The following is a 22,099-nucleotide window of genomic DNA, read 5'->3' as shown; positions in this document are numbered from 1 at the left end:
TTCTAAGAAAGAATAATGCCCTTTATTATTTATGACTAACCATCAACTTACATCCAAGAGCAATAAATACTGTTCCAGAGACTTTATTGAGAATATTATTGAATTTCTTGTTGTCTTTGAGTGTTTTTGTGGCCATAGTGGAAAAGTACGTGACTAAAATGTACCACAATAAAGCTATAACGGCGAAGATGCTCCCTAAAATAAGAAAGGACAATGACACAGTCTCCCGTGATGTAGATGCAAACTGAGGCAGAAACGATAAATAGAATAGAATGTTTTTAGGGTTAGCGATGTTTGTAACAACCCCCTGGATATAATGTTTTTTAAGCGTTTCGTTAGCTGTATCCTTTAAAGTTATTCCGTCACTTCTCTTAAGAAGTGCTTTCATTCCAATGTAGATCAAATAAAGCCCTCCTACAAGTTTTATAGCAGTAAACAGAACAACCGACTTAGCTAAAATAATAGATAATCCAACAGTTGCAAGTATTGTATGAACAAAAGCACCGGTAGCAATTCCAGCAGATGCGGCAAAACCACTTGCTCTGCCATTTGAGATACTTCTGCTTAATACAAACACAGCGTCTATGCCAGGAGCAGCTATAAAAATAAATGATGACAACACAAACAAAAAAAGATCATGAATTCCAAACATATATTTCAACTCCTAAAATTCCACATTTCATCTGCGAAAATTTAAACGAATCAACTTTTTTTGAACAACTTTTCAGCATACCAAGAACTCATAACAGTTTTAAAAACCTTTTCCGCCAATCCTCTGCGAGAGCATCGACTTTCAATATTTCTTCAATTGATTTTTTATCCTGTTTTTGATGAAAAAGAACTTGTGTGGCAGAAAGTACAGTTATTTCACATGGGTCCTTTTCAACAAGCTCTATTTCTGAATGAGACTCAATCGTCCCTTCTTTTAGCACCCGAAAAAAATAACCGGTTAGACATGTTTCAACCACTTTTTTCAGAAAATCTCTCTCTTCATTGTATTTAGATATAGTTGCACACGGCACCCTTCCTTGTGTTACTTGAATGATGGTACTGCCTATTCTATACACATCACCTATATAAACCTGTTCTTCCAACATGCCTGTTGCAGTAATGTTTTCTCCGAAAATAGGCGGAGTCATCTTTTTATTAAACATTCGTTCCCAATAAGAATAATGCTCAAATGGATATAAACATACTGCTCGTTCAACACCGCCGTGAAACTTGTGGTTAGCAACATCATCACCAACGAAACCGGATTTTTTCAGCTCAATAGATGATACACTAGACTTACCTATCGCGGACAATTCTTTTCGATTATTCCAATCATATTCCTTAGGTTTTCCAACAGCTAAATGAATGATTTGTCTATTCATGATACCCCTCCAATCGCCATGAGCCTGTATTCAATCAAGGTCTCCAATCGTTAATTTGAATTACATACAGTTTCTTTAAGGGCACTAATAAAAGCATGAGTTGCAGCACTCAAATATTTATCTTTTCTATACACAACTCCAATTTCACGAGAAAGGTTAGATTTTAAAATTGGTATGATTCTTATATTAGGGTGATTAAGGTACTCTAAATAAGGTTTAGGAAGTATTGTTACTCCTACTCCTTTAATAACCATATTCATTAAAGATTGCATGGTTGTAATTTCAAAAATCGGCTTAGGAAAGAATCCTAATTCTCTACAAGCTTCATCTATAAGTTTTCTAATAAAATACTGTTGTGGGAGTAAAATCGATGGTGTTGTCTTTAGCACCTCTAGATCTAACATATCCTGATTCTCTAACGGGTGACCTTTAGGCACTGCAAAAGCCATTTCCTCTGTGGATAAAGAAATTGATTCTAATTCATCGCCTTTCATAGGTAAGAATACAATCCCCAAATCCAACTTATTTTCTATGAGTTGTTTGTGAATGTCCCCAGTACGCAGCCCAAAAACGGATATCTTCACACCAGGGTATTTTTGATGAAAACTCAGTAAAGTAGGCGTGATCAGATAATCCTCGACTGTCAGCAAAGTGCCAACCAAAATTGTCCCTCTTTGAAGTCCATTTAATTCATCTATCGAGGTTTTAGCCTGTTCTACCTCATAAAAAATTTTGCGAGTATACTTTAAGAGCAGCTTTCCTGATTCAGTAAGTGCTGTTTTTTTACCAATGCGGTCAAATAAAGGAGTGCCAATTTCATGTTCTAATAATCTAATTTGTTGACTTAAAGAAGGCTGAGAAATTCCTACTTTTTCAGCTGCTCTTGTAAAATGAAGTTCTTGGCATACTGCATAGAAATATTCAAGTTGTTTTAATTCCATCTAGTGCCTCCTTTAGAAAATGAATAGATACAGTTTAGAAAGGGGCGTAAGAGTGCTAATGATGCCCCTACTTTATAGTCTGTATCTATTATAGTGATTTTAAACTGGATCCCTTGATGGGTACATATTCGTTTTTCGCTGCCCCTATACCCGAGATCAAAACAATAACTGAAGTAAAAACTAACATAAGTAAAGGAGCAGTCCAATTATGTGTAACGTCGTGTAACCAACCAAATAAAACAGGCCCTATAGCAGATAGAAGATAACCTAAAGATTGAGCCATACCTGAAAGTTCAGCTGCCTCGGTGGCATTTTGAGTACGCAGGCTAAAGAACATCATAGCTAAACTAAATGCAAATCCAATTCCGATTCCAATTATGATCATCCATAAAGGCATAAGAATTGTATCCCCATACATGATAGCAACAAACCCAAAAATTAATAGAGAAGCAGATGAAGCTACTAATAACCGCTGGCTTTTTAAACGTCCAGCTAAAATAGAAACGAGAAATGTTACAGGAAGCATAGCAAGTTGCATTAAAGACAACGTCCACCCAGCTTCATGAGTGTTTAACCCTTTTTCCTCAAGAATTTCAGGTATCCATGTAATCACTGTGTAGAAAATGAGAGATTGAAACCCCATAAATAACGTAACATTCCACGCTAGCTTAGAACGCCATAAGCTGATTGATTTCACTTCCTCCCCAGTTTTTTCAACCTGAATAGACTTTTGTTGATATTGCAGCTGTGGCAGCCAAATAAAAATGGTGAGCAGAGATAAAAGTCCCCAACATCCAAGGGCCCCTGACCATCCCAAACCTAAAGATGACGAAATCGGAATACTTATACCAGAGCCAACAGCTCCAAATAAATTCATAGATACTGCATAAAGTCCTGTCATCAGACCTATTTGTTTCATAAAGTTATATTTGATAAGACTGGGCAATAAAACATTGCAAATGGCAATTGATGATCCGATTAAAATCGTTCCTATAAATAATGTTTCTTTTCCAACAAAAGAACGTATTCCAATCCCAATCGTTAATATCACTAAGGAAATCAATAGGGTAAACTCCATACCAAAACGCCGAGCTAAATTGGACGCAAAAGGAGATAAAAATGCAAAAGCAAGTAAAGGTATTGTGGTTATGACTCCTGCCAGTGTATTAGAAATCCCCAGGTCATCACGAATTGCAGCTACTAGCGGACCAACTGATGTTAGTGAGGCTCTAAGATTTGCACCAATTAGGATGATACCTATGATAAGCCATCCTATCCTAGGCTTTAAATCCAACCGCGATTGTCCTACGTAATTTGTTAATTGTGAATTACCCATGATCAATATTGACCCTCCGTATCACCCAATGACACCTTTTAGTTGCAATACGTTTATTGCTTCAACTGCACTTGTGTTTCATCGAATGAATAAGATTACAAGCAGTGAAATCGTTACTGGTTTGACTCTTACAATCAATTTATCGGAGAACGACATGGCCCTACTTTTATTCCCAAAGAGTTATAGTGATTCTTTATATTCATTATTGCTTGACCGCTTGTAACTTCAATAATTAAATCGTTTAATTTTCTAAGATCAACTGGTTGATTCAAAATTAATTGGTGAAATAGTTGTTTAATCTCCTTTGGATATACATTCCCAACCATACTTGACAGCCCATTACAGCCATTAAGTATTTTTTCCGGAAGATTGATATCACCACCGGCGAACATCACAAAGTCATCCGGTAAGTTTGTACTTGAATGACGTTTGGCATCACTCTCTTCTTTAAGTCCTACAAGATTTGCATGTTTTTGATTGATAAGAGTTTCAAATGATTCAGCACTTAGCTCAAATCCTGTTCTGAAAGGATTATTATAAAGTACTACATGTTTAGTTGTGTGTTGCAGCAACTCATTAATATAGCCAATAGCCTGTTTTTGAGTTGGTTGAATATAGGGTGGGAACTGAATGAGAATTGCGTCAAAAACAGAATCCTCAAGCTCCTTAATGAGTGTTATTGCATCTTTGGTTCTTGTTGCTGATACACCAAACATAAGTTCAACGTTTTTAAATTGTTCTTGATTAAAATAATGAATAATCTGGATTCGTTCTTCAATGCTCATTGAATTTTGTTCACCGGTAGTAGCAGATACAAGTACAGAATCTATCCCATTTTCTTGTAAATAGTCCAGAATGTCATTAAAACCTTCTACATATAAACTCTCATCATTATGAAATGGAGTTGGAATAGCAACATTAAAATTTTTCATAAAATACCTCCGTTTTTTATTTTTAAAGAATTAGCCTTTTACTTATACCTCGATGGTTTGAAAGCAAGTTTAATTTTCAATAAAAGTATAGGTCAGCTTAACTTATAATACAATTCAATTATTTATATAGAAATGATAGGTAAAAACTATCGTTTGACTGACTAATCGTTAAAAAATTCGCATTGAATTCGGACAATCATTTTATAGACAGAAAAAAGAGGAGCAAACACCTGGTTCACTCCTCTAACTTAGTTTCTTTAGATTTTGGCTTCTTCGTAGTAAGAAAACGCAGATAATTCAGCAGCAGAATCTTCAGGTGTATAGAAAGCATATTGAATATATTTTCCACCATCCATAGAACAGAATTCTGTAAAAACAACAATTGAGATGGTTAAGGAAATGGCTGATAAATTATAGGACTTATCTTTAGGTAAGCGGGCAGTTTGTGGACAGTAGATCATTTAAAAATAAGCACAAAAAAATACCAAGATCGTCAAAACCCTTGGTATTATTGGGATGCGGCCGAGAGGACTTGAACCTCCACGGGTTATTCACCCACTAGGCCCTCAACCTAGCGCGTCTGCCATTCCGCCACGACCGCGTGATCATTAAATTGTGTTTGTGCTGGTTTAGTAGGCTCTTAACCTAGTAAAACCGATTTGCGTGCACTTTGTAAATAAAGTGCGGGTGAAGGGACTCGAACCCCCACGTCGTAAGACACTAGATCCTAAGTCTAGCGCGTCTGCCAATTCCGCCACACCCGCAAAAAGACAAATGGTGAGCCATGAAGGACTCGAACCTTCGACCCTCTGATTAAAAGTCAGATGCTCTACCAACTGAGCTAATGGCTCTTACTATTAGATTTCAAAAAATAAAAAATGGCTGGGCTAGCTGGATTCGAACCAACGCATGACGGAGTCAAAGTCCGTTGCCTTACCGCTTGGCTATAGCCCAACGAAATGGAATGACCCGTACGGGATTCGAACCCGTGTTACCGCCGTGAAAGGGCGGTGTCTTAACCGCTTGACCAACGGGCCGATGGTTGAGAACTTATATCGAAATCTTATGGCGGAGAAGGAGGGATTTGAACCCTCGCGCCGCTTACGCGACCTACACCCTTAGCAGGGGCGCCTCTTCAGCCACTTGAGTACTTCTCCAATATGGCTCCACAGGCAGGATTCGAACCTGCGACCGATCGGTTAACAGCCGATAGCTCTACCACTGAGCTACTGTGGAATAATGAGACAAGACTTATTATATCAGCCTTGATTTACAGTGTCAAGAGGTAAATGTTTTTATTTATCTCTCGTAACGACTTTTATAATGTAACACAGGCTTGCCATATTCGTCAACCTTTTTCACGAAAAAATTCTTTTTATTTTTCCGCGGCATTTTCCGCACCTGTATCTGTCAGGGTTCATGGCGCGCTTCTTTATATACTGTTGGCCGCAGGCCGTACAGATATACATATAAGTTTTTTTGTTTTCCGCTTTTTTCTTAAGGGGTGTACAGAACCTCGGCGCGTTGACTTGCTGCAAAAGCATTCTAAAATCTCTGTCTCTGTGCTTGTACCCTTTTCCTTCAAGATGAAGATGATAATGGCAGAGCTCGTGCTTGATGATGCCGATCAGTTCCTCCCTGCCGTGTTCAATCAGATATTTTCTGTTCAATTCAATGTTATGGGAGGTTAACAGGTACCTGCCGCCAGTGGTTTTAAGCCTGTCATTAAAAAGCGCCTGATGGCGGAACGGCTTTTTAAAATATGTTTTAGAAATATCCTCTGTCAGCTTTTGAAGCTCTATATTATCCATAGTGCACCTCACTTAAAAAACATTGAACGGGACAATTCACCGTTCGCATACAATATGGTAATCACCGTCCCTCTTATGATAAAAGCTGAGGAGGAATGAGCCTATGCCAAATTGGCTTAAAAAGCAGATGCAAAAAGCGTTCCTTGAAAAAGATAATTACCAAATTAAACTGCTGAATCAATGCTGGTATTTCTATAGGAAAAAACACTGCTCGTAAGCAGTGCTTTTATTTTACCATAGACAGCGATACTCTGCCTTTTTGTACATCTACGCCGTCAACCCAAACTGTCACGATATCGCCGACAGATACGACATCAAGAGGATGCTTGACGAATTGATTGCTCAGTTTTGAGATATGCACAAGCCCGTCTTGTTTGACTCCAATATCAACAAACGCTCCGAAGTCCACTACATTGCGCACGGTGCCCTGCAGTTCCATTCCCTCTTTCAAATCTTCCAGCTGAAGGACGTCTGTTTTCAGCAAAGGCTTAGGCACCTCATCGCGCGGATCGCGTTCCGGCCTTGTCAGCTGTTCACAAATGTCTTTCAGAGTGATTTCGCCGATTCCCAGCTCTTTTGCCGTTTCAGAAAGCGCCAGCTGATTGATTTTGTCCTTCAATTCCGCCGTGCCGATATGTTCTGTTGAAAGTCCGAGTTTTTTCAAAAGCGCTTTTGTTTCTTTATAGCTTTCCGGGTGAATGCCTGTTCTATCCAAAGGCTCTGTCCCTTCCTGCACTCTTAAGAAACCGATACATTGTTCATAGGTTTTCGCACCGAGCCTTGGGATGTCCTTCAGTTCTTTTCGATTTGAAAACTTTCCGATTTCCTCGCGTTTTTTGACAACGTTTCCTGCTACAGACTTCGATAATCCAGCTACATATTGAAGCAGCGCGGCGGAGGCTGTGTTGACGTTTACTCCAACCTGGTTTACGACAGTTTCGACGACAAACCGCAGAGATTCATTTAAGCGTTTTTGGCTGACGTCATGCTGATACTGTCCGACACCAACAGACTTCGGATCGATCTTAACGAGCTCCGCGAGCGGGTCTTGAAGTCTCCGCGCAATAGATACGGCACTGCGCTCTTCAACCTTAAGGTCAGGGAATTCTTCTCTGGCAAGCTCTGAAGCCGAATAGACGCTTGCTCCCGCTTCATTGACGATCACATAATAAATTTTGCGCGGCATGTCTTTGAGTACATTGACGATGAATTGCTCTGTTTCTCTGGATGCTGTGCCGTTTCCGATCGCCACCATCTCGACTTGATACTGCTCAAGAATCTTTTTCACTTTTTCATGGGCTTCTTTTGTTTTGTTGACTGGCGCATGCGGATAGATCACATCAATTTTCAAGACTTTTCCGGTCTCATCTGACACAGCGAGCTTACAGCCAGTTCGAAAGGCTGGGTCAACACCGAGAACGGTTTTACCTTTCATCGGCGGCTGCAAAAGAAGCTTTCTCAAGTTCTCTGAGAAAATATGAATCGCCTGTTCATCAGCTTTTTCTGAGAGCTCTTTCCTGATTTCACGCTCGATTGCCGGCTGGATCAGCCTTTTATAGCTGTCTTCAATTGTCTCCTGCAAAATCTCTCTTACGGATGTTGAGCGATTTTTGATGATTTGTTTTTCTAAATACGCCTTAATGTGATCCGCAGGCGGTTCGATCGCTACCTTTAAAATGTCTTCTTTTTCGCCGCGGTTCATTGCCAGCACCCTATGCGGAACAACTTTTGCAATTGGCTCTTCATACTCGTAATACATTTCATACACATTTTTCTCATCGGTGTCTGCCGACTTTCCGGCTGCAGACTTAATGGTTCCTCTTTTGAAGGTTTCCTGGCGAATCCACTTTCTGAAGGTCGGCTCGTCTGAGATTTGTTCTGCAATAATGTGCTTGGCACCTTCAATCGCTTCTTCTCGTGTGAACACTTCTTTTTCTTCGCTGATGTATTGGTCTGCAGTTGCTGCCAGACGATCATCTTGGGGAAGTGTCAGGATATAGTCGGCAAGCGGCTCAAGGCCTTTGCTTTTGGCGACTGTCGCCTTTGTTTTACGTTTTTGTTTATAAGGGCGGTAAAGGTCTTCCACTTCCTGAAGCTTCACCGATTGCTCGATTTTACGTTTTAGATCATCTGTCAGTTTATCCTGCTCTGCAATCAGCCTGATGACTTCTTCTTTTCGCTGATTCAGGTTTTGTATGTATTGCCAGCGTTCAGAAATCGTCTGAATCTGAACCTCATCCATTGAACCCGTCTGCTCTTTTCGATACCGGGCAATAAACGGGACTGTATTGCCGTCCTCAAGCAGGCGGATGACACTTTCAACATGTTTTTGTGATAAACCTATTTCTTTCGCAATTTGCTGTTTTAAAAGGGCTGACGTTTCCATGTAACCAAAGCCTCCAATTTTGTCGTTCTTTCTCTAGTGTATCAAAAACCGAAAAAAACACATAAAAAAAGAAGCCGGTATTCCGGCTTCTTCTTGTTCTTATTCTCTAGGACAGCTGTCCGAGAATATAGGTCAGGTCATCTTTTCTCGATGTCGTATACATTTTCAGCGAATTCGATATTTCTTCTACCGATTGGCCTTTTTTCAAGTGGGAGCGGATATCAGGTACGTTGAGTCCATCTGTATGTATAATGAACTTTGAACCCTTTTCATAGGTGGCGGTGTGCGTTTTGTATTTTTGCGGCTTGCCTGATAAATAGCCCGAAATCGGCAGAGGATAAAAGCTTTCACCAGACGGGGAATGCAGAATAAACCGTACATTTCCGACAGAGCAGTACGTAAACTGCCTTTGCTCAAAATTGATTTTCAGGATAGATGCTGTAGCGCCTCTTTTGTTTTTCATCGCCTGATTACAGCGTTCGATAATGCTTTCTACGTCTTCATTCGCATAGTTTTCCACTAAGTCTTTGATGGCTGCAGAGGATTCGTTAGCAAGTGATCCACTTCCCAGTCCGTCAGCAACCGCGCAAATTAACTCCTTATCATCAGCTTTCATAAAAAAGCTGTCACCGCAAATCGATTTCCCTTCTTTATTCAGTTGATATACTAGAGTTTGAATATGCTCGTTTTCTTCAACCTGGATCATTACATTAACTCCATCGAGGGATCTTCAATCAAGGCCTCTCTGAGCTTCTTCACAGCTTTGCGTTGCAAGCGCGAGACGTGCATTTGAGATATACCGAGAATGTCCCCAGTTTCTTTTTGGCTTTTGTTTTGAATATACGTAAGGTCTATGATTTGTTTTTCACGATCTGAAAGGACATGAAGCACGCTTTGCAGCATCAATTGCTGGTTGACCCGCTCATATCCGTCCTCCTGTGATCCGACGATATCAAGAATCGTGACGGTGCTTCCGTCCGAATCCGCTTCAATGCTGTGGTCAACGGATAAAGCTTGATAGCTTTTGCCCATTTCCATCGTTTCAAGAACCTCTTCTTCAGAAACATCGAGGAATTCGGCAATCTCTTCGACTTTCGGCGATCTTTGTGTTTCAGTGGTCAGCTGATCAACCGCCATTTTGATTCTTGGACCCAGTTCTTTAATTCGTCTCGGCACATGAACGCTCCATGTTTTATCTCTGAGGAAACGTTTAATTTCACCGATGATTGTCGGAATTGCAAAAGCTTCAAACGATTTGCCGACAACAGGATCGTATCGCTTAATCGCGCCTAGCAGCCCGATCATGCCGACCTGGCGGAGATCCTCGTGGAAGCTTTTGCCTTTTGAATATTTTTTCGCAAGCATGTCAACCAGATTTGTATACACCCGCACAAGCGTTTCCTGCGCTTGTTCATCTTGCTTTGTTTGGTAATCGCTTATGAGCCGATCGACTTCATCTTTAGTTAGTTTCGTAGTTTTTGATGGTTGTGTCATGATCAACTCGCTCCCCATTTAAATACTTTGTCATCGCTACGGTGACGCCGGAGTGGTTTTGCACTCTGACTTCATCCATGAGCGTTTCCATTAAATATAGACCGAGCCCTCCTTCTGATAATTGATCAACTGTGTGCGAAGGTGTGTACGGCCCTAGATCCTGCTGCTTTTGATCAAAGTCAAAGCTGTCTCCTTCATCCGCCACAATAACCTCTAAACGGTCTTCAAACACACCGAATCGTATTGACACTTCCCCATTTTTATCTTCTTTATAAGCGTGCTGGACCGCATTTGTGCACGCCTCGCTGACTGCGATTTTCAAATCTTCAATTTCATCGTACGTATAGCCCATTCTGCTTGCGACCCCTGACAGTGTCAGTCTTATAATTCCCACATATTCAGGTTGGGCCGGCACTTTCATTTCGATGTAATCAGCGTTATTCTTCATTGCACTCCACCTTCTGACTTTGCAGAAATATCAATGATGTCCTTCAAGCCTGTAATGTCAAACAGTCGGATCAGCCGTTCAGAAAGATTTTCAAGTTTCAGCGAACCGCCTTGTTTTTTCACCATTTTAAAGGTCCCTACAAAAACGCCCAATCCGGTACTGTCCATGTAGCTGACATCTTTCAGGCAAATTCTTAAGTCAGCTCCTTGTTCTGCCAGAGGAACGAGCTTCTCTCTAAGCACCGGGGCTGAGTATACATCAATTTCTCCTGCAATGTTTACTTGTATATCATTCTCGTTTTGCTTCACATCAACATTTATATTCATTCGTATCACCTCAAATTTTCCTTCAAATCACTAGTTGCTTTATACCCTGGTCTGACAGACGTTAAACCTTTCTCCGCAAAACAATTAACGTAAAATCATCGTGAAGCTGAAAATCCTGCAATTTGAGGAGGCTGTCATAAATGTTTTTGACCATTTCCTGCGCGGAGGAACACATATGTTCCTCAATGAGCTTCTGCAGATCAGGACGCTCCAAGAAACCGTTTTCCGTTCTGCATTCTGTGACGCCGTCAGAAAATAAAACAATCATATCGCCCTTTTCCAGATGCTGATCGAATTGTTTGTAGTCATAGTCCTGCGAGATGCCGAGAACGAGTCCTTTGGCCTCTAAATCGTAAAACGTGTTGTCTTTTTGAGAATAATAGAATCCCGGTTCATGTCCCGCTGAAGCATATGTAAATTGATGCTTGTCCATATTGTAATTCGCATAAAACATCGTAATAAACATACTGGCATCAACGTTTTGTTCAACAACACGATTCAAATTTTTCAGCACTTGAGAAGGGTGTATGCCCGTTTCCGGCAAAGAGTCCATCGCGTATTTAATCATGGACATGCATAAAGCCGCTGGAATGCCTTTTCCGATCACGTCCGCGATTGCGATATTGATGGATTCCTTGTCTTTGACAAAGTGGTAGTAATCACCGCTCATCTGTTTAGCAGGAACACTGATGGCGCCGATATCCAGCGCTTCTTCCTGAGGAACTTTAGTTCCGAGCAGCGTCTGCTGGACATTTGCCGCGATTTCAATTTCTGATTTGATTTCCTGCTGTATCCCTCTAAGGGTTTGATGCTCCTGATAAGCCATTCCATAACCAATCATGACTTCTATTAAAAAATCCAGCGAATGAAACACATCTTCCGGGAGACTTGGATACAGCTCCTTCAGCACTTTTCTGTGAATGCTGATGATTTCTTCCGGAGGAATTTGGTGCTCGATTGTTTTTCGGCTGAATTTTTGGGCTTGATATAAAGATGTTTCTGTTAATTCGGCTATATATCGACTAAGCAGCTGATGATACCGCTGCTCAATAACCTCCCTAAAATCCACGTTCTTACCTCCTACCGAAGCCATTTGATGGCTTGTATCTCTGTTCCTTCCCCCGCTACGGAATTTAAGCTGAATTCATCCATCAGCCTTTTGACCCCGGGAAGTCCTGCACCAAGTCCTCCAGACGTTGAAAACCCGTCTTCCATGACTTTTCGGATATCAGGAATTCCCGGCCCTTGGTCTTCCGCTATAATTTTCAGGCCTTTTTTTCCTCTGTCTGCGACCTGTTCAATTCCAATCTGCCCTTTGCCGGCATATAAATAAATATTCCTGGCTAATTCTGAAATAGCCGTTGTAATTCTAGCCTGGTCTACCGTGCCGAAACCCAGTTCTTTCGCAACGTTTCGTCCCAACTGTCTGGCGGCCACAATATCCCATTCTGTCATGATTCTTACACAGGATTGGTCGTTCATTCGCTATTCCCCCAATTCCCGCTTCAATGTCTCAAGCCCCTGCTCTAAGTCGAGCGCAGTTTCGATTTCCTCAAGTGCGATTCCAAGTTCAATCAGCGTCACTGCCACAGCGGGCTGAATGCCGGTCAAGACAACTTTTGCCCCCATTAACTTAGACATTGTAATGACGTCGCCCAGCACTTTCGCGATAAATGAATCAATCATATCCACAGATGTCAGGTCAATGACGACTCCGTTAGCACCTGTTTCGTATATTTTATTTAATAAGTCTTCTTGAAAAGTTAATGCTGTCTGGTCATCAAGTTCCCATTGAATGGACACTAATAAGCAATTATACAGTTTCAAGATCGGGATTTTCGGATGTCTCAAAATGTTATTCCCCCAATGAAACGATTTTTCGATCCGTCATTTCCAATGCTGTTTGAATTCCTTTTTGCAGGGTATTCTTAGTTATAACTTGGGATAAATCAATCCCCAAATTGACGATGGTTTGAGCAATTTCCGGGCGGATTCCGGCCAGCAGGCATTTTGCTCCGACAAGCCTTACTGCTTCTGATGCCTGAATAATATGATGGGCAACCATCGTATCGACGACAGGGACACCTGTAATGTCAATCAGCACGACTTGGGAACGGTGTTTGACGACGCCATTAAGAAGGTTTTCCATAATTCGTTTCGCGCGTTCGGTATCAATTGTTCCGACAAGAGGCATCACAGTGATATTTTCAAACACCGGGATAAGCGGCGCAGACAGCTCTTGCAGCGCGATTTTTTGCAGAGATACTGTTTTTTCCCATGAGATTGAGTATTGATTAAAAATTTCTGTGTTAATCGGGCTGAAAAAGCGGTCAATCTGCCAGATTAATTCCGTGCTCTCTTGATCTGGCAATCTCTTATCATTCATTTTCGTGTAGAGACGCTTCCAGAATTCAGCAAGCGCAGTAGCCAAAAACTTCATAGACAGTCCGATTTGGACCGCTCGAAGCGCCAGTTCGCTGATTTGGCTTTCAGCAGCATTTTCGTCCTTAACAGACAGCAACAGAATGTCGATATATTCTTTAGATATATTTTCATACACTTGGTCAGTCAGCTGATAGGATTCTTGCTCGCTTAATTCTTTTAGGGTGTCAGTCCACAGTTGGAGCAGTTCATTTTGATTTTCGGCAATGAACTGGTATACAGTCTGGTTCGACATCAAATTCGCTTACCTCCCAATAAAAAACAACATATTTTTTCGTTATTTCACTATTATATCGTTTATGTTTTTTGAAAACAAAAAAAGTTGCTCTATTTGAGCAACCTGCAAATATGTCTAAAAATCAATGAGTGCCAAACTGATTTGTAAGGCTTCATCAACCTTATCCATCATTTCATCATCCAGATGAGTAATCTTATCCGTTAACCTTTGCTTGTCAATCGTCCGAATTTGCTCCAGCAAAATAACGGAATCTCTTTCAAAACCGTAGCGTTTTGCATCGATTTCGACGTGGGTTGGTAATTTCGCTTTCTGTATTTGTGCTGTTATGGCTGCAACAATAGCAGTTGGGCTGAAGCGATTTCCGATGTCATTTTGGATCACTAAAACCGGGCGCACCCCGCCTTGCTCTGAGCCAACAACAGGAGATAAATCAGCAAAATAAACATCGCCGCGTTTCACAATCAAATGATTATCCTCCGCTGACTAAGCGCTCAACTGTCGTTTCAGCCTCGCACTCCGCAAAGTGAGCCTCAGAAGAAATATTCAGGTTGATTTTCGCCATTTCCATATAGCCGCGTCTCATCAAATCACGGTTGTGACGAGTTGTTCGTTCGCTGACATACGCTCTCACTGCTTGTGATATCAGTTCGTTTCTGCTTCGTTTCTCCCGCATCGCTACACCATCCAATTCAGCTACTAGGTTTTCGGGCAAGCTGATTTTCATTTCGGTTCTTGCGCTGGATTCAGACAAAAAACATACACCTCCACCAAACTTACGGATACGACTCTTTTATCCATCCAGTGATAATGATACCATTATTCACTCTTCAAGCAAAGCTGTTTTATGAATTCTCCATTTAGGTAAGTTAATTGCTTGTATTTACCTGCAATAAAGGATTTCTTACTTCCATTATACTCCCATTTTCCAAAAACATACGGGGAACACGGGAACTTATTGTACAGGCCACCTCATAGTTAATGGTTTCGAGCCTTCCTGCAATCTCATCCATGGAAATATATTCATCCCCCTGCCGGCCTATTAATGTGACTTTTGTGCCCGGCGGATATTCCTGATCCAGCTCCACCATAAATTGGTCCATGCAAATTCTGCCGGCAATTTTCAGGCGTTTTCCCTTCACAAGGATGTCGGTCCCTTTCAATTTTCGGAGCCAGCCGTCCGCATAGCCTACAGGCACCGTCCCGATCCATGTGTCTTTTTCTGCTGTGTACTCGGCTCCGTAGCTGACGCTCTCGCCTTTTCTGATCAGTTTGACATGTGACAGCGTCGAATGCAGGGTAAATGCCGGACGCAGCTGAAACGGTATCTCGTCCGAAATGTCAGCAGACGGGCGAAGGCCATACATGCCGATGCCGAATCTGACTGCATTAAAAAAGCCTTTTTTCAGCCGGAGTCCGGCGGCGCTGTTCGCGCAGTGGACCATCAGATTCTTTAACGGCAGCGGAGCAATCAGCTCTTTAAAACGCTCAAACTGCATTAAGAAATAGCCTCTTTCTTTTTCATCCGCTGTCGCAAAATGGGTAAATACCCCTTTGCACTTTAAACGAGGGTTGCGGTCAAGAATTGCCATCACGTTCTGAACTTCTTCCTCTGTTTTTACACCAAGCCTGTTCATCCCCGTATCGACCTTCAGATGAAAATGAAGATAACCTTTTTTCGTGTGGCGGGCTGCCTCCTGAAGCCATTCAACAGAATAACCCGTTAAGGTCACGTCATACTCAGCAGCGATTGCCACATACTCCGGGGGAACCGCGCCAAGCACCAATATAGGTGCCTTCAAGCCCTTTTTGCGCAGTGAAATCGCTTCATCCAAAATGGCCACCGCCAAGCATGAAGCACCTGCGTCAAGAGCAGCCTTTGCTGTTTCTGCATCACCATGCCCGTAGGCGTTTGCTTTCACAACTGCCATCAGGTGGACATGTTCACCGATATGTTTTTTCATATTGCTGACATTTTCCTTTATCGCGGACAAGTCAATTTCCGCCCACGTATCTCTGTAAAAAGGTTTTGTGCTCATTACGACACTTCCTAGCTTTTATTCAATATCATTTACATATCATACTAAAATTAAAGGCTAAAGGGAAACGATGTCTAACGAAAAAAAGGCCAAATCATGTTTGGCCTTTGGCGGTTATTTCGATGATTGTCCCTGCATGCTTTTCGCTACTGTCACCATTTCCTCTTTAGAAAGATCTTTAGAAGAGAGAAGGTAATCTACGCCGTCATATGTCCATGATAATGATGCATCCGACAGGGCGCCGATGGTGTAGCCGAGATTTACCGGTTCGCCGTTCAGCGTAACGGAGGAGGAAGCCTTGGCAATCTGGGCTTTTTCCTGAATTAACGTAAATGATTTTTCTCCTCCGTACGTCATGATGATGCGCTTCCCGTCCTCAGTAGATATATCTTTTTCTTCAAGCAGCTTGACTCCAAGCGGCAGTTCCAGCGGCGTTTTGACCGCAAATGTATCGGAAGGCTTCGCGCTTGTGGCGACATCCATTTGAGAAAGGGTCATATTTTTCTTTTCATCAAATGATTCTTTATCAAATTGTTTATTAAATTCAAAGCTGCTGAATTCTACTTTGACCATCACTTTCCGGTCAGTATCCATCACTTTGACAGATGACGGGCTCATATCTTTTTTGTTAAATGTGATTTCTTGCGTGGGCAGCATTTTGTTATGCTGATAGTTTGTTTTTGTTTCGAATACGTATTTCTTTTCTTTCGCTGTGAAAACTGCATCCGAATCGTTTTGAACATCCTTTACGAGCGATTCAAACAGATAAACCTGGCTGCTGTTGTTTGGCCAATCGCTTTGAAATCTGAAGCTCTTATTTAAAGACGGCGTGAGAACGAATACTCCGTTTTCATTTCGTAAAATGACTTGGTTTTGGTCCTTTTTCGGATTCTCTAAATAAACCCTGTACAGAGACGGCTTTTTGTGCCAGATTTCCACATTGTATACTTGAGGCTCACTCCCTGTCTCGATGGTCATTTTCGCTTTTGCTTTGTACGAGGTGTATTCTTTCGCCTTTTCATCTAACCCGGCCACAATATCTTGCTGTGTTTTTTGCCCGCAGGCAGAAAGAATAAGAACAGCAAGCAGTCCCGTTAAAAGCAAAACAAAGCTTTTTCTCACCTTTTTCAACCCCTTTTTCTCAATTGATGTAAAAGGAAGAAATCGCTTGTTTGACTTTAACGGTACGCTCGGTACACGTTTAGGCAGAACAGATGCGTACCATAAAAGCCTCAAACAACTTGTCTCCCTTAATGCACTATCAAATATATGAGTGGGGTTTCCCTAATATGCAGACTAGCTTGACAACCTTTCAATCACAACCTGCGCGGCAGCGTACTCTTTTGTATGAGTGATCGATACGTGAACAGCGGCCTGGCTCAGTTTCGTGCAAATGATATAGGGCTTGCCATTTTGGTCTTTCCTAATTTCAATGTCCTGAAAGCTGAGCTGCCTCCCAATACCGGTGCCAAATGCTTTCGAGAAAGCTTCTTTTGCCGCGAATCTGCCCGCGAGAAATTCGATTTTTCTTTTCTCAGAAAGCTCATGGTATTGGTCAAGCTCACTTCGCGTCAAAATCCGCTCGGCAAACCTTTTCTGGCGTCCAGCCATAGAGGCGATCCGTTTAAGCTCGGTAATGTCCAGCCCAATGCCGTAAATCATGTATGATAACCTCCTTTGCGTACGTACTATTTAAATGGTTTGTCTCATAAACGTGTTACTATAGATATACCAAAATGAAGAAAAGGGGCTCGGAATGTTTATACGGACTGAAAATTTTCAAACGTTTATCAGGCTTTACCCCGTTGTCACCTTTATATTGGCTTTGCAAGCTGTTCTCTGGCTGTTTTTTTCACTTCCTGCCCATTCAGTCGTGTTATGGAGGGATACCGTCACAGGCTATAATCTAGGTGTCGCAAACGGTGAATGGTGGCGGCTGATCACACCGATTTTGCTGCACGCCGGTTTCACACATCTGCTGTTTAATTCCATGTCCATCTTTTTATTTGCCCCGGCTTTGGAACGCATGCTGGGAAAAGCGCGTTTCCTTCTTGTATACGCCGGCTCCGGCATCATCGGCAATATCGGCACTTATATTACAGAGCCGCTTGATTACGTGCATGTCGGTGCTTCAGGCGCCATTTTCGGGCTATTCGGCGTGTACCTGTTTATGGTTCTTTTTCGCAATGAGCTAATAGGGCAGGAGCATTCCAAAATGATCATCACACTGCTCGCATTTGCCGTTCTCATGTCGTTTATCAACTCCAATATTAACATGATGGCCCATCTGTTTGGACTATGCGGCGGGCTTCTTCTTTCGTTTTTATTCGTGCAAAAAAAAGAGCGGCGGTATTAACCGTCGCTTCAGATTGTTGACAAAATCCTAAAATGGTTTTCATTTTAGGATTTTGTCATCTTTTCAGCGTGATTGAAAACCCTTGAAGTCTAGGAAGGACGAGCATAGGAGCGGAGCGAATGTTCTCATTCGTGAGCACCGAAGCGCAGTCCTGACAACGAATGCGAGGGTTTGTCAACACGCTGGAGCGGCGGTATTAACCGTCCGCTTTTTCATATGAGTACCAGTTTAAAATGAAGGCTGCATCCTCTTCACCTACATCCCTCACCGTTAATTCTTCCATATGGCTCGATGATTTCACTGAAGTAGAAATGGTATACAAGCGGCCTTTCTTTTGGAAATAGGATTGGCTGAACTTGCAGACCTGCATTCGTTTTTTCAGTACAATGGCGGTTGTTCTGCCTATAAATCTAGACGTCAGCTGAAGACGGTCCCCGTTGATCGTCCATGCAGCCTCTTTATACGCGAGATAGCCGAAGAGCAACTCTATCGGCAGCAGGATGACTGACAGATAGCCCCATGGCTGAAAGAAGATACATAACGGAATGATCAAAAAGAGTGAAAAAATGACAGAACGGAACAAATAGCGTTTCAACGCGCGCCGCGGCAGGCGTCGGCAGTTTTCTTCCAGCGTATATTCCGGCGTAAATGTTCGGAGCATGTGCGGAAGCTTTTTTTTATGAATCATTGGAAAGAGAATGGTCAAAGCGCCTTCTTCTTTTTCCCGGTCGCCGCCTCCTGCGCTGACGATGGACACCGTTACAAAGCCGAAAAGCTGGCGAATGATATTTTCTTTGATTTTAATGGCTTGTATTTTTCGCAACGGAATCGTGACTTGATGTTTTTCAATAATTCCCCTTGAAATCACCAGTTCCTGCTCTTTTTTTATGATTTGAAAGTTCGCGTATCTAAACATCATGCCCGCGATGCTGAAAATCCAGGCGATAAATAAACCGATAAAAACGAGTACCGCGTAAATACCAATACTGGCGTGCTGAAGGAAGGAAAATTTATCAAATAACCAATCCATTGGCAGCACTTCATCAAGCTGGGAAATAAGTGCAAATACAGCGGAGATAATGACTCCGATTCCGCCGGAGGTAGAAGCGGCCATGAGCAATTCTTTCGCGTTCATGCGATAGTGCTCTTGCACCTCAACGGCCGGAACCAACTCCTCTTCAGCTTCAAGCCGTTCTTCATCAAGTTCATTTTCTCGTCTTTGCGCTTTTTTCTTAAAGACAGCTTCTTTGATGCGTTCCGCTTCTTCAACAGAAATAGCAGAAAGAACGGCTTCTGCCTCCTTGCCTCCGCCTGCTGTTTCAATTTGCAGCTTCACAAGCTTAAAGATTTGCTGGACAAGGCCTGCGCTCGTATTCATCGTTTGAATCCGATCAATCGATATGTATCGCTTTTTCGTAACAAATAAGCCTTCTTCGATTCTAAATTCATCATCTTCAATTCGATAGGTAAACCTTCTCCATTTGATAATGCTTGCCGCTACAAGCCAGATGAATAGCACACCGAGCGCAATGGCTCCGTAAAAACGGACAGTATGGTTTGAATTGACAATATACACAAAAAAGAATGGCAGAATGATATTTTTTATCGTTTGAATAATGGTATGGCATAAATTCAAAATGACTGCTGCCGGGTGCAGGCGTTTCGGTTCAGACATCATCGTCAGTCACCCTCGCCAGACGGGAAATGGAGTCTCTCAGCCGATCCGCTTCCTCCAACTCTAAAGCGGGGATCGAATGAACGGTCGCGGCCGTGGAAATTTTCACCGTTGCCAGGTTGTATTTTTTTAATAATGGCCCTTGTGACGTATCGACGTGCTGAACTCTGACCATCGGAACAATCACACGTGTCACCACAAAAATACCTGACTGAATATCTATTTCATGTTCATGGACTTCATATCGCCACACCTTATGACGGACCTTCGGAATGATAAAGACCGTCACAATCGATCCCAGCAGCCAAACTGCGCCGAGCACGCCGCTGATCCAGTACGGCCAATGAAAATAATAGCTTAACACTGCAACTGCAATGACAATAAGCAAGCAAACAGCGGATATGATGATCTCTTGAAGTCGCCAAACCTTTAATCCGTCTGGACTGATTTGGTTTTTTGGCTGCTCTCTCAAAAATACCTACCTCCCTTTTTTTCGTCGTTACTTATACGTCTCTTTTACAGAAAGGTTTCATTCTTAAGCATACAGAGAAAAATGGCTTCCGTCAGCTGAAAGTTTGCTGAATAACAAATCGCGAACATAAAAAAACCCAAAACATCATGTTTTGGGCTCTGAATCGATCAAATTAGTAAGATTTTTTCTGGCGTCTGTCACCTGAAGAACGGCGATCGTTTGAACGCTTTTTATCGTAGGAAGAACGGTTGTTGCTTTTCCCTTTTCCGCCGCGGTAGCCGCCGCCTTGACCGTCTCTGCGTTTAGAAGAGCGCTGGTTCTTGTAGCGTTTGCTGACCATCGGCGCTTCGTCTGTTAAGCGAACCGGTGTGTCGTCTGGCTCTTTTGTAGCCATTTTGATAGCCGCCGCAACCACTGTTACTGCATCATGATCTTCAAGCAGCTCAGCTGCCGCTGTCATGTAGAAGTTCAGGTTGTTTTCACTGATTGTCGTGCGAAGACGTTCAACAGTAACCTGCTGCTGGCCTTCTAACGCTTCATCAAGTGTAGGCTCCTTCATGCGGTCCATTTTGCGTTTTGTTGTTTGTTCAATTGCGCGAAGCATGCTTTTCTCACGCGGTGTAATGAACGTCATTGCCATACCTGTTTTTCCTGCACGGCCCGTTCTTCCGATACGGTGAACGTAGCTTTCAGGATCTTGAGGCACGTCGAAGTTGTAAACGTGTGTAACACCTGAGATATCAAGTCCGCGAGCGGCAACATCAGTTGCGACAAGAACTTCGATTGCGCCTTCTTTAAATTTACGAAGCGCAACCATACGTTTCGCCTGCGTTAAGTCACCGTGAATTCCTTCAGCTGCATATCCGCGAAGGTTCAGGGCTTCAGCCAGTTCATCGACACGGCGTTTTGTACGTCCGAATACGATCGCAAGCTCAGGAGACTGAATGTCAAGAAGACGAGTCAGTGTATCGAATTTTTTGCGTTCTTGCACTTCCAAATAGAACTGCTGAATGTTAGAAACCGTCATTTCTTTCGCTTTTACTTTTACGTGTTCCGGCTCAGTCATGAAGCGCTCTGCAATGCGTTTGATCGGCGCAGGCATTGTGGCAGAGAACAGAAGTGTCTGATGCTCGCTTGGCACGTTTGAAAGGATAGATTCAATATCGTCAATGAATCCCATGTTCAGCATTTCATCCGCTTCATCCATTACAACGGTATTTACGTTGTTTAAACGAATTGTGCGGCGGTTGATGTGGTCAAGAAGACGGCCAGGTGTTCCGACAATAATATTCGGATTCTTCTTTAACGCCCGGATTTGCCGTCCAATATCCTGTCCGCCGTAAATAGGAAGAACCTTCGCACGTTTATCTTGTCCGATTTTATACAATTCTTCAGATACTTGAATGGCTAATTCACGGGTTGGCGCGATTACGATTGCTTGAATATTAGGAGACTCGGGGTTAATTTTTTCAACAAGGGGTATACCAAACGCAGCTGTTTTACCTGTACCTGTTTGCGCTTGTCCAATGACGTCTTTATTTGAAAGTCCGAGCGGTATCGTTTGTGCCTGAATCGGTGTTGCTTCTTCAAATCCCATACGATTAATTGCTTTCATGAGATCAGAACTTAAATTAAAATCTTGAAACGTTATAGTCAAATTATTCAAACTCCTTCTAATTGCTGTTTCAGTAATGTCGTGATTTACCACTTATAAAACTGCCCTTTAGACAAGAAGGACAGGATCCATCCGTATACAAAGCCCGAATTACTTTAAGTTTTATCTTACCATTACACTATTTGTTTTTCAATAAGATGAGAAGCAGATCGGCATCT

At 42.3% G+C, this 22,099-nt stretch carries 25 protein-coding genes and 7 tRNA genes; 2 read left to right on the top strand and 30 right to left on the bottom strand.

The window, feature by feature from the left end; genetic code table 11:
• Window positions 1-25: 25 nt before the first annotated feature.
• From CW370_RS16710 to CW370_RS16650, 13 genes are all read right to left on the bottom strand, one after another.
• Window positions 26-652 (bottom strand): LysE family translocator, encoded by a 627-nt coding sequence (locus CW370_RS16710; RefSeq protein ID WP_024572701.1) that lies wholly within the window; start codon window positions 650-652, stop codon window positions 26-28.
• An 88-nt stretch (window positions 653-740) separates the two neighbouring features.
• Entirely contained in the window at window positions 741-1,373 is a 633-nt protein-coding gene (locus CW370_RS16705) for an MOSC domain-containing protein (RefSeq protein WP_024572700.1), read from the bottom strand.
• Between the two features lie 50 nt (window positions 1,374-1,423).
• The gene (locus CW370_RS16700; RefSeq protein WP_024572699.1) at window positions 1,424-2,314 is read right to left on the bottom strand and encodes a LysR family transcriptional regulator; all 891 of its coding nucleotides are present in this window, start codon (window positions 2,312-2,314) and stop codon (window positions 1,424-1,426) included.
• A gap of 88 nt (window positions 2,315-2,402) precedes the next feature.
• Window positions 2,403-3,650 carry a CynX/NimT family MFS transporter gene (locus tag CW370_RS16695; protein WP_024572698.1) on the bottom strand — a complete coding sequence of 416 codons (1,248 nt, stop codon included), beginning with the start codon at window positions 3,648-3,650 and terminating at the stop codon, window positions 2,403-2,405.
• Window positions 3,651-3,784: 134 nt separating this feature from the next.
• A complete protein-coding gene (locus CW370_RS16690; protein ID WP_024572697.1) occupies window positions 3,785-4,582 on the bottom strand; it encodes a dihydrodipicolinate synthase family protein in 798 nt (265 codons plus the stop codon).
• 517 nt (window positions 4,583-5,099) lie between these two features.
• Window positions 5,100-5,183, bottom strand: a tRNA-Leu gene (locus CW370_RS16685).
• Window positions 5,184-5,264: 81 nt separating this feature from the next.
• Window positions 5,265-5,346: transfer RNA gene (locus CW370_RS16680), tRNA-Leu, on the bottom strand.
• Between the two features lie 11 nt (window positions 5,347-5,357).
• Window positions 5,358-5,433, bottom strand: a tRNA-Lys gene (locus tag CW370_RS16675).
• 28 nt (window positions 5,434-5,461) lie between these two features.
• Window positions 5,462-5,536: transfer RNA gene (locus CW370_RS16670), tRNA-Gln, on the bottom strand.
• An 11-nt stretch (window positions 5,537-5,547) separates the two neighbouring features.
• A tRNA-Glu gene (locus CW370_RS16665) sits at window positions 5,548-5,619 on the bottom strand.
• A gap of 29 nt (window positions 5,620-5,648) precedes the next feature.
• Window positions 5,649-5,739, bottom strand: a tRNA-Ser gene (locus CW370_RS16660).
• Between the two features lie 4 nt (window positions 5,740-5,743).
• Window positions 5,744-5,818, bottom strand: a tRNA-Asn gene (locus tag CW370_RS16655).
• Between the two features lie 122 nt (window positions 5,819-5,940).
• Window positions 5,941-6,393, bottom strand: a complete 453-nt coding sequence (locus tag CW370_RS16650) for a SprT family protein (protein WP_003234309.1) — start codon at window positions 6,391-6,393, stop codon at window positions 5,941-5,943.
• Between the two features lie 103 nt (window positions 6,394-6,496).
• On the opposite strand from CW370_RS16650, the gene cmpA reads away from it, so the two are divergent.
• Entirely contained in the window at window positions 6,497-6,610 is a 114-nt protein-coding gene (gene cmpA / locus CW370_RS16645) for a cortex morphogenetic protein CmpA (RefSeq protein WP_003225207.1), read from the top strand.
• A 9-nt stretch (window positions 6,611-6,619) separates the two neighbouring features.
• Here the strand turns inward: cmpA and CW370_RS16640 are convergent, their stop codons facing one another.
• The 14 genes from CW370_RS16640 to acpS form a co-directional block, all read right to left on the bottom strand.
• Window positions 6,620-8,779, bottom strand: a complete 2,160-nt coding sequence (locus tag CW370_RS16640) for a Tex family protein (RefSeq protein ID WP_024572530.1) — start codon at window positions 8,777-8,779, stop codon at window positions 6,620-6,622.
• A 106-nt stretch (window positions 8,780-8,885) separates the two neighbouring features.
• On the bottom strand, window positions 8,886-9,485 hold the full coding sequence (rsbX, locus tag CW370_RS16635; RefSeq protein WP_003234303.1) for a phosphoserine phosphatase RsbX: 600 nt from the start codon (window positions 9,483-9,485) through the stop codon (window positions 8,886-8,888).
• Window positions 9,485-10,273 carry an RNA polymerase sigma factor SigB gene (sigB, locus tag CW370_RS16630; protein WP_003246715.1) on the bottom strand — a complete coding sequence of 263 codons (789 nt, stop codon included), beginning with the start codon at window positions 10,271-10,273 and terminating at the stop codon, window positions 9,485-9,487. Before sigB ends, rsbX begins: the two co-directional genes overlap by 1 nt.
• On the bottom strand, window positions 10,239-10,721 hold the full coding sequence (gene rsbW, locus CW370_RS16625; protein ID WP_003234299.1) for an anti-sigma B factor RsbW: 483 nt from the start codon (window positions 10,719-10,721) through the stop codon (window positions 10,239-10,241). The genes sigB and rsbW overlap by 35 nt, the downstream gene beginning before the upstream one ends.
• Entirely contained in the window at window positions 10,718-11,047 is a 330-nt protein-coding gene (gene rsbV / locus CW370_RS16620; RefSeq protein ID WP_003234298.1) for an anti-sigma factor antagonist RsbV, read from the bottom strand. The genes rsbW and rsbV overlap by 4 nt, the downstream gene beginning before the upstream one ends.
• A gap of 61 nt (window positions 11,048-11,108) precedes the next feature.
• Window positions 11,109-12,116 (bottom strand): phosphoserine phosphatase RsbU, encoded by a 1,008-nt coding sequence (gene rsbU / locus CW370_RS16615; RefSeq protein ID WP_003234295.1) that lies wholly within the window; start codon window positions 12,114-12,116, stop codon window positions 11,109-11,111.
• 11 nt (window positions 12,117-12,127) lie between these two features.
• On the bottom strand, window positions 12,128-12,529 hold the full coding sequence (gene rsbT / locus CW370_RS16610; protein ID WP_003246640.1) for a serine/threonine-protein kinase RsbT: 402 nt from the start codon (window positions 12,527-12,529) through the stop codon (window positions 12,128-12,130).
• Window positions 12,530-12,532: 3 nt separating this feature from the next.
• Complete coding sequence (gene rsbS / locus CW370_RS16605; RefSeq protein WP_003225190.1) at window positions 12,533-12,898, bottom strand: RsbT antagonist protein RsbS; 366 nt, start codon at window positions 12,896-12,898, stop codon at window positions 12,533-12,535.
• A 4-nt stretch (window positions 12,899-12,902) separates the two neighbouring features.
• Window positions 12,903-13,727, bottom strand: coding sequence for an RsbT co-antagonist protein RsbRA (rsbRA, locus tag CW370_RS16600; RefSeq protein WP_009966610.1), 825 nt, complete (start codon window positions 13,725-13,727; stop codon window positions 12,903-12,905).
• A 114-nt stretch (window positions 13,728-13,841) separates the two neighbouring features.
• Window positions 13,842-14,192 (bottom strand): type II toxin-antitoxin system endoribonuclease NdoA, encoded by a 351-nt coding sequence (gene ndoA / locus CW370_RS16595; protein ID WP_003156187.1) that lies wholly within the window; start codon window positions 14,190-14,192, stop codon window positions 13,842-13,844.
• Between the two features lie 4 nt (window positions 14,193-14,196).
• The gene (gene endB, locus CW370_RS16590; protein WP_003225183.1) at window positions 14,197-14,478 is read right to left on the bottom strand and encodes a type II toxin-antitoxin system antitoxin EndoAI; all 282 of its coding nucleotides are present in this window, start codon (window positions 14,476-14,478) and stop codon (window positions 14,197-14,199) included.
• A 115-nt stretch (window positions 14,479-14,593) separates the two neighbouring features.
• Window positions 14,594-15,763 (bottom strand): alanine racemase, encoded by a 1,170-nt coding sequence (alr, locus tag CW370_RS16585; RefSeq protein WP_014478898.1) that lies wholly within the window; start codon window positions 15,761-15,763, stop codon window positions 14,594-14,596.
• A gap of 114 nt (window positions 15,764-15,877) precedes the next feature.
• The gene (locus tag CW370_RS16580; RefSeq protein WP_003234282.1) at window positions 15,878-16,894 is read right to left on the bottom strand and encodes a LolA family protein; all 1,017 of its coding nucleotides are present in this window, start codon (window positions 16,892-16,894) and stop codon (window positions 15,878-15,880) included.
• A gap of 165 nt (window positions 16,895-17,059) precedes the next feature.
• Window positions 17,060-17,425, bottom strand: coding sequence for a holo-ACP synthase (gene acpS / locus CW370_RS16575; RefSeq protein ID WP_014475874.1), 366 nt, complete (start codon window positions 17,423-17,425; stop codon window positions 17,060-17,062).
• A gap of 94 nt (window positions 17,426-17,519) precedes the next feature.
• Here acpS and CW370_RS16570 point away from each other — a divergent pair, with 94 nt between their 5' ends.
• Entirely contained in the window at window positions 17,520-18,119 is a 600-nt protein-coding gene (locus CW370_RS16570; RefSeq protein WP_101169836.1) for a rhomboid family intramembrane serine protease, read from the top strand.
• Between the two features lie 196 nt (window positions 18,120-18,315).
• Here the strand turns inward: CW370_RS16570 and CW370_RS16565 are convergent, their stop codons facing one another.
• From CW370_RS16565 to cshA, 3 genes are all read right to left on the bottom strand, one after another.
• Window positions 18,316-19,797, bottom strand: coding sequence for a PH domain-containing protein (locus CW370_RS16565; protein ID WP_101169835.1), 1,482 nt, complete (start codon window positions 19,795-19,797; stop codon window positions 18,316-18,318).
• A complete protein-coding gene (locus CW370_RS16560) occupies window positions 19,787-20,266 on the bottom strand; it encodes a PH domain-containing protein (protein WP_101169834.1) in 480 nt (159 codons plus the stop codon). Before CW370_RS16560 ends, CW370_RS16565 begins: the two co-directional genes overlap by 11 nt.
• A 172-nt stretch (window positions 20,267-20,438) precedes the next feature.
• Window positions 20,439-21,923 (bottom strand): degradosome RNA helicase CshA, encoded by a 1,485-nt coding sequence (gene cshA / locus CW370_RS16555; protein ID WP_003246685.1) that lies wholly within the window; start codon window positions 21,921-21,923, stop codon window positions 20,439-20,441.
• Window positions 21,924-22,099: the final 176 nt, after the last annotated feature.

The organism is Bacillus sp. SN32 (genome assembly GCF_002837495.1).
GTDB classification, from domain to species: Bacteria; Bacillota; Bacilli; order Bacillales; family Bacillaceae; genus Bacillus; species Bacillus subtilis.
Note: the sequence above shows the minus strand (reverse complement) of the source record. Positions and strands in the feature narration are given on the sequence as shown.

What these genes read in the sequence shown, in the direction of transcription:
- rsbT (WP_003246640.1), bottom strand. Translation starts at nt 12,529, where the DNA reads ATGAACGACCAATCCTGTGTAAGAATCATGACAGAATGGGATATTGTG.
- sigB (WP_003246715.1), bottom strand. Translation starts at nt 10,273, where the DNA reads ATGACACAACCATCAAAAACTACGAAACTAACTAAAGATGAAGTCGAT.
- CW370_RS16640 (WP_024572530.1), bottom strand. Translation starts at nt 8,779, where the DNA reads ATGGAAACGTCAGCCCTTTTAAAACAGCAAATTGCGAAAGAAATAGGT.
- acpS (WP_014475874.1), bottom strand. Translation starts at nt 17,425, where the DNA reads ATGATTTACGGCATTGGGCTGGACATTACCGAGCTTAAACGGATCGCC.
- rsbV (WP_003234298.1), bottom strand. Translation starts at nt 11,047, where the DNA reads ATGAATATAAATGTTGATGTGAAGCAAAACGAGAATGATATACAAGTA.
- alr (WP_014478898.1), bottom strand. Translation starts at nt 15,763, where the DNA reads ATGAGCACAAAACCTTTTTACAGAGATACGTGGGCGGAAATTGACTTG.
- CW370_RS16705 (WP_024572700.1), bottom strand. Translation starts at nt 1,373, where the DNA reads ATGAATAGACAAATCATTCATTTAGCTGTTGGAAAACCTAAGGAATAT.
- CW370_RS16690 (WP_024572697.1), bottom strand. Translation starts at nt 4,582, where the DNA reads ATGAAAAATTTTAATGTTGCTATTCCAACTCCATTTCATAATGATGAG.
- CW370_RS16570 (WP_101169836.1), top strand. Translation starts at nt 17,520, where the DNA reads ATGTTTATACGGACTGAAAATTTTCAAACGTTTATCAGGCTTTACCCC.
- CW370_RS16700 (WP_024572699.1), bottom strand. Translation starts at nt 2,314, where the DNA reads ATGGAATTAAAACAACTTGAATATTTCTATGCAGTATGCCAAGAACTT.
- cmpA (WP_003225207.1), top strand. Translation starts at nt 6,497, where the DNA reads ATGCCAAATTGGCTTAAAAAGCAGATGCAAAAAGCGTTCCTTGAAAAA.
- CW370_RS16695 (WP_024572698.1), bottom strand. Translation starts at nt 3,650, where the DNA reads ATGGGTAATTCACAATTAACAAATTACGTAGGACAATCGCGGTTGGAT.
- rsbW (WP_003234299.1), bottom strand. Translation starts at nt 10,721, where the DNA reads ATGAAGAATAACGCTGATTACATCGAAATGAAAGTGCCGGCCCAACCT.
- CW370_RS16710 (WP_024572701.1), bottom strand. Translation starts at nt 652, where the DNA reads ATGTTTGGAATTCATGATCTTTTTTTGTTTGTGTTGTCATCATTTATT.
- rsbX (WP_003234303.1), bottom strand. Translation starts at nt 9,485, where the DNA reads ATGATCCAGGTTGAAGAAAACGAGCATATTCAAACTCTAGTATATCAA.
- CW370_RS16650 (WP_003234309.1), bottom strand. Translation starts at nt 6,393, where the DNA reads ATGGATAATATAGAGCTTCAAAAGCTGACAGAGGATATTTCTAAAACA.
- CW370_RS16565 (WP_101169835.1), bottom strand. Translation starts at nt 19,797, where the DNA reads ATGATGTCTGAACCGAAACGCCTGCACCCGGCAGCAGTCATTTTGAAT.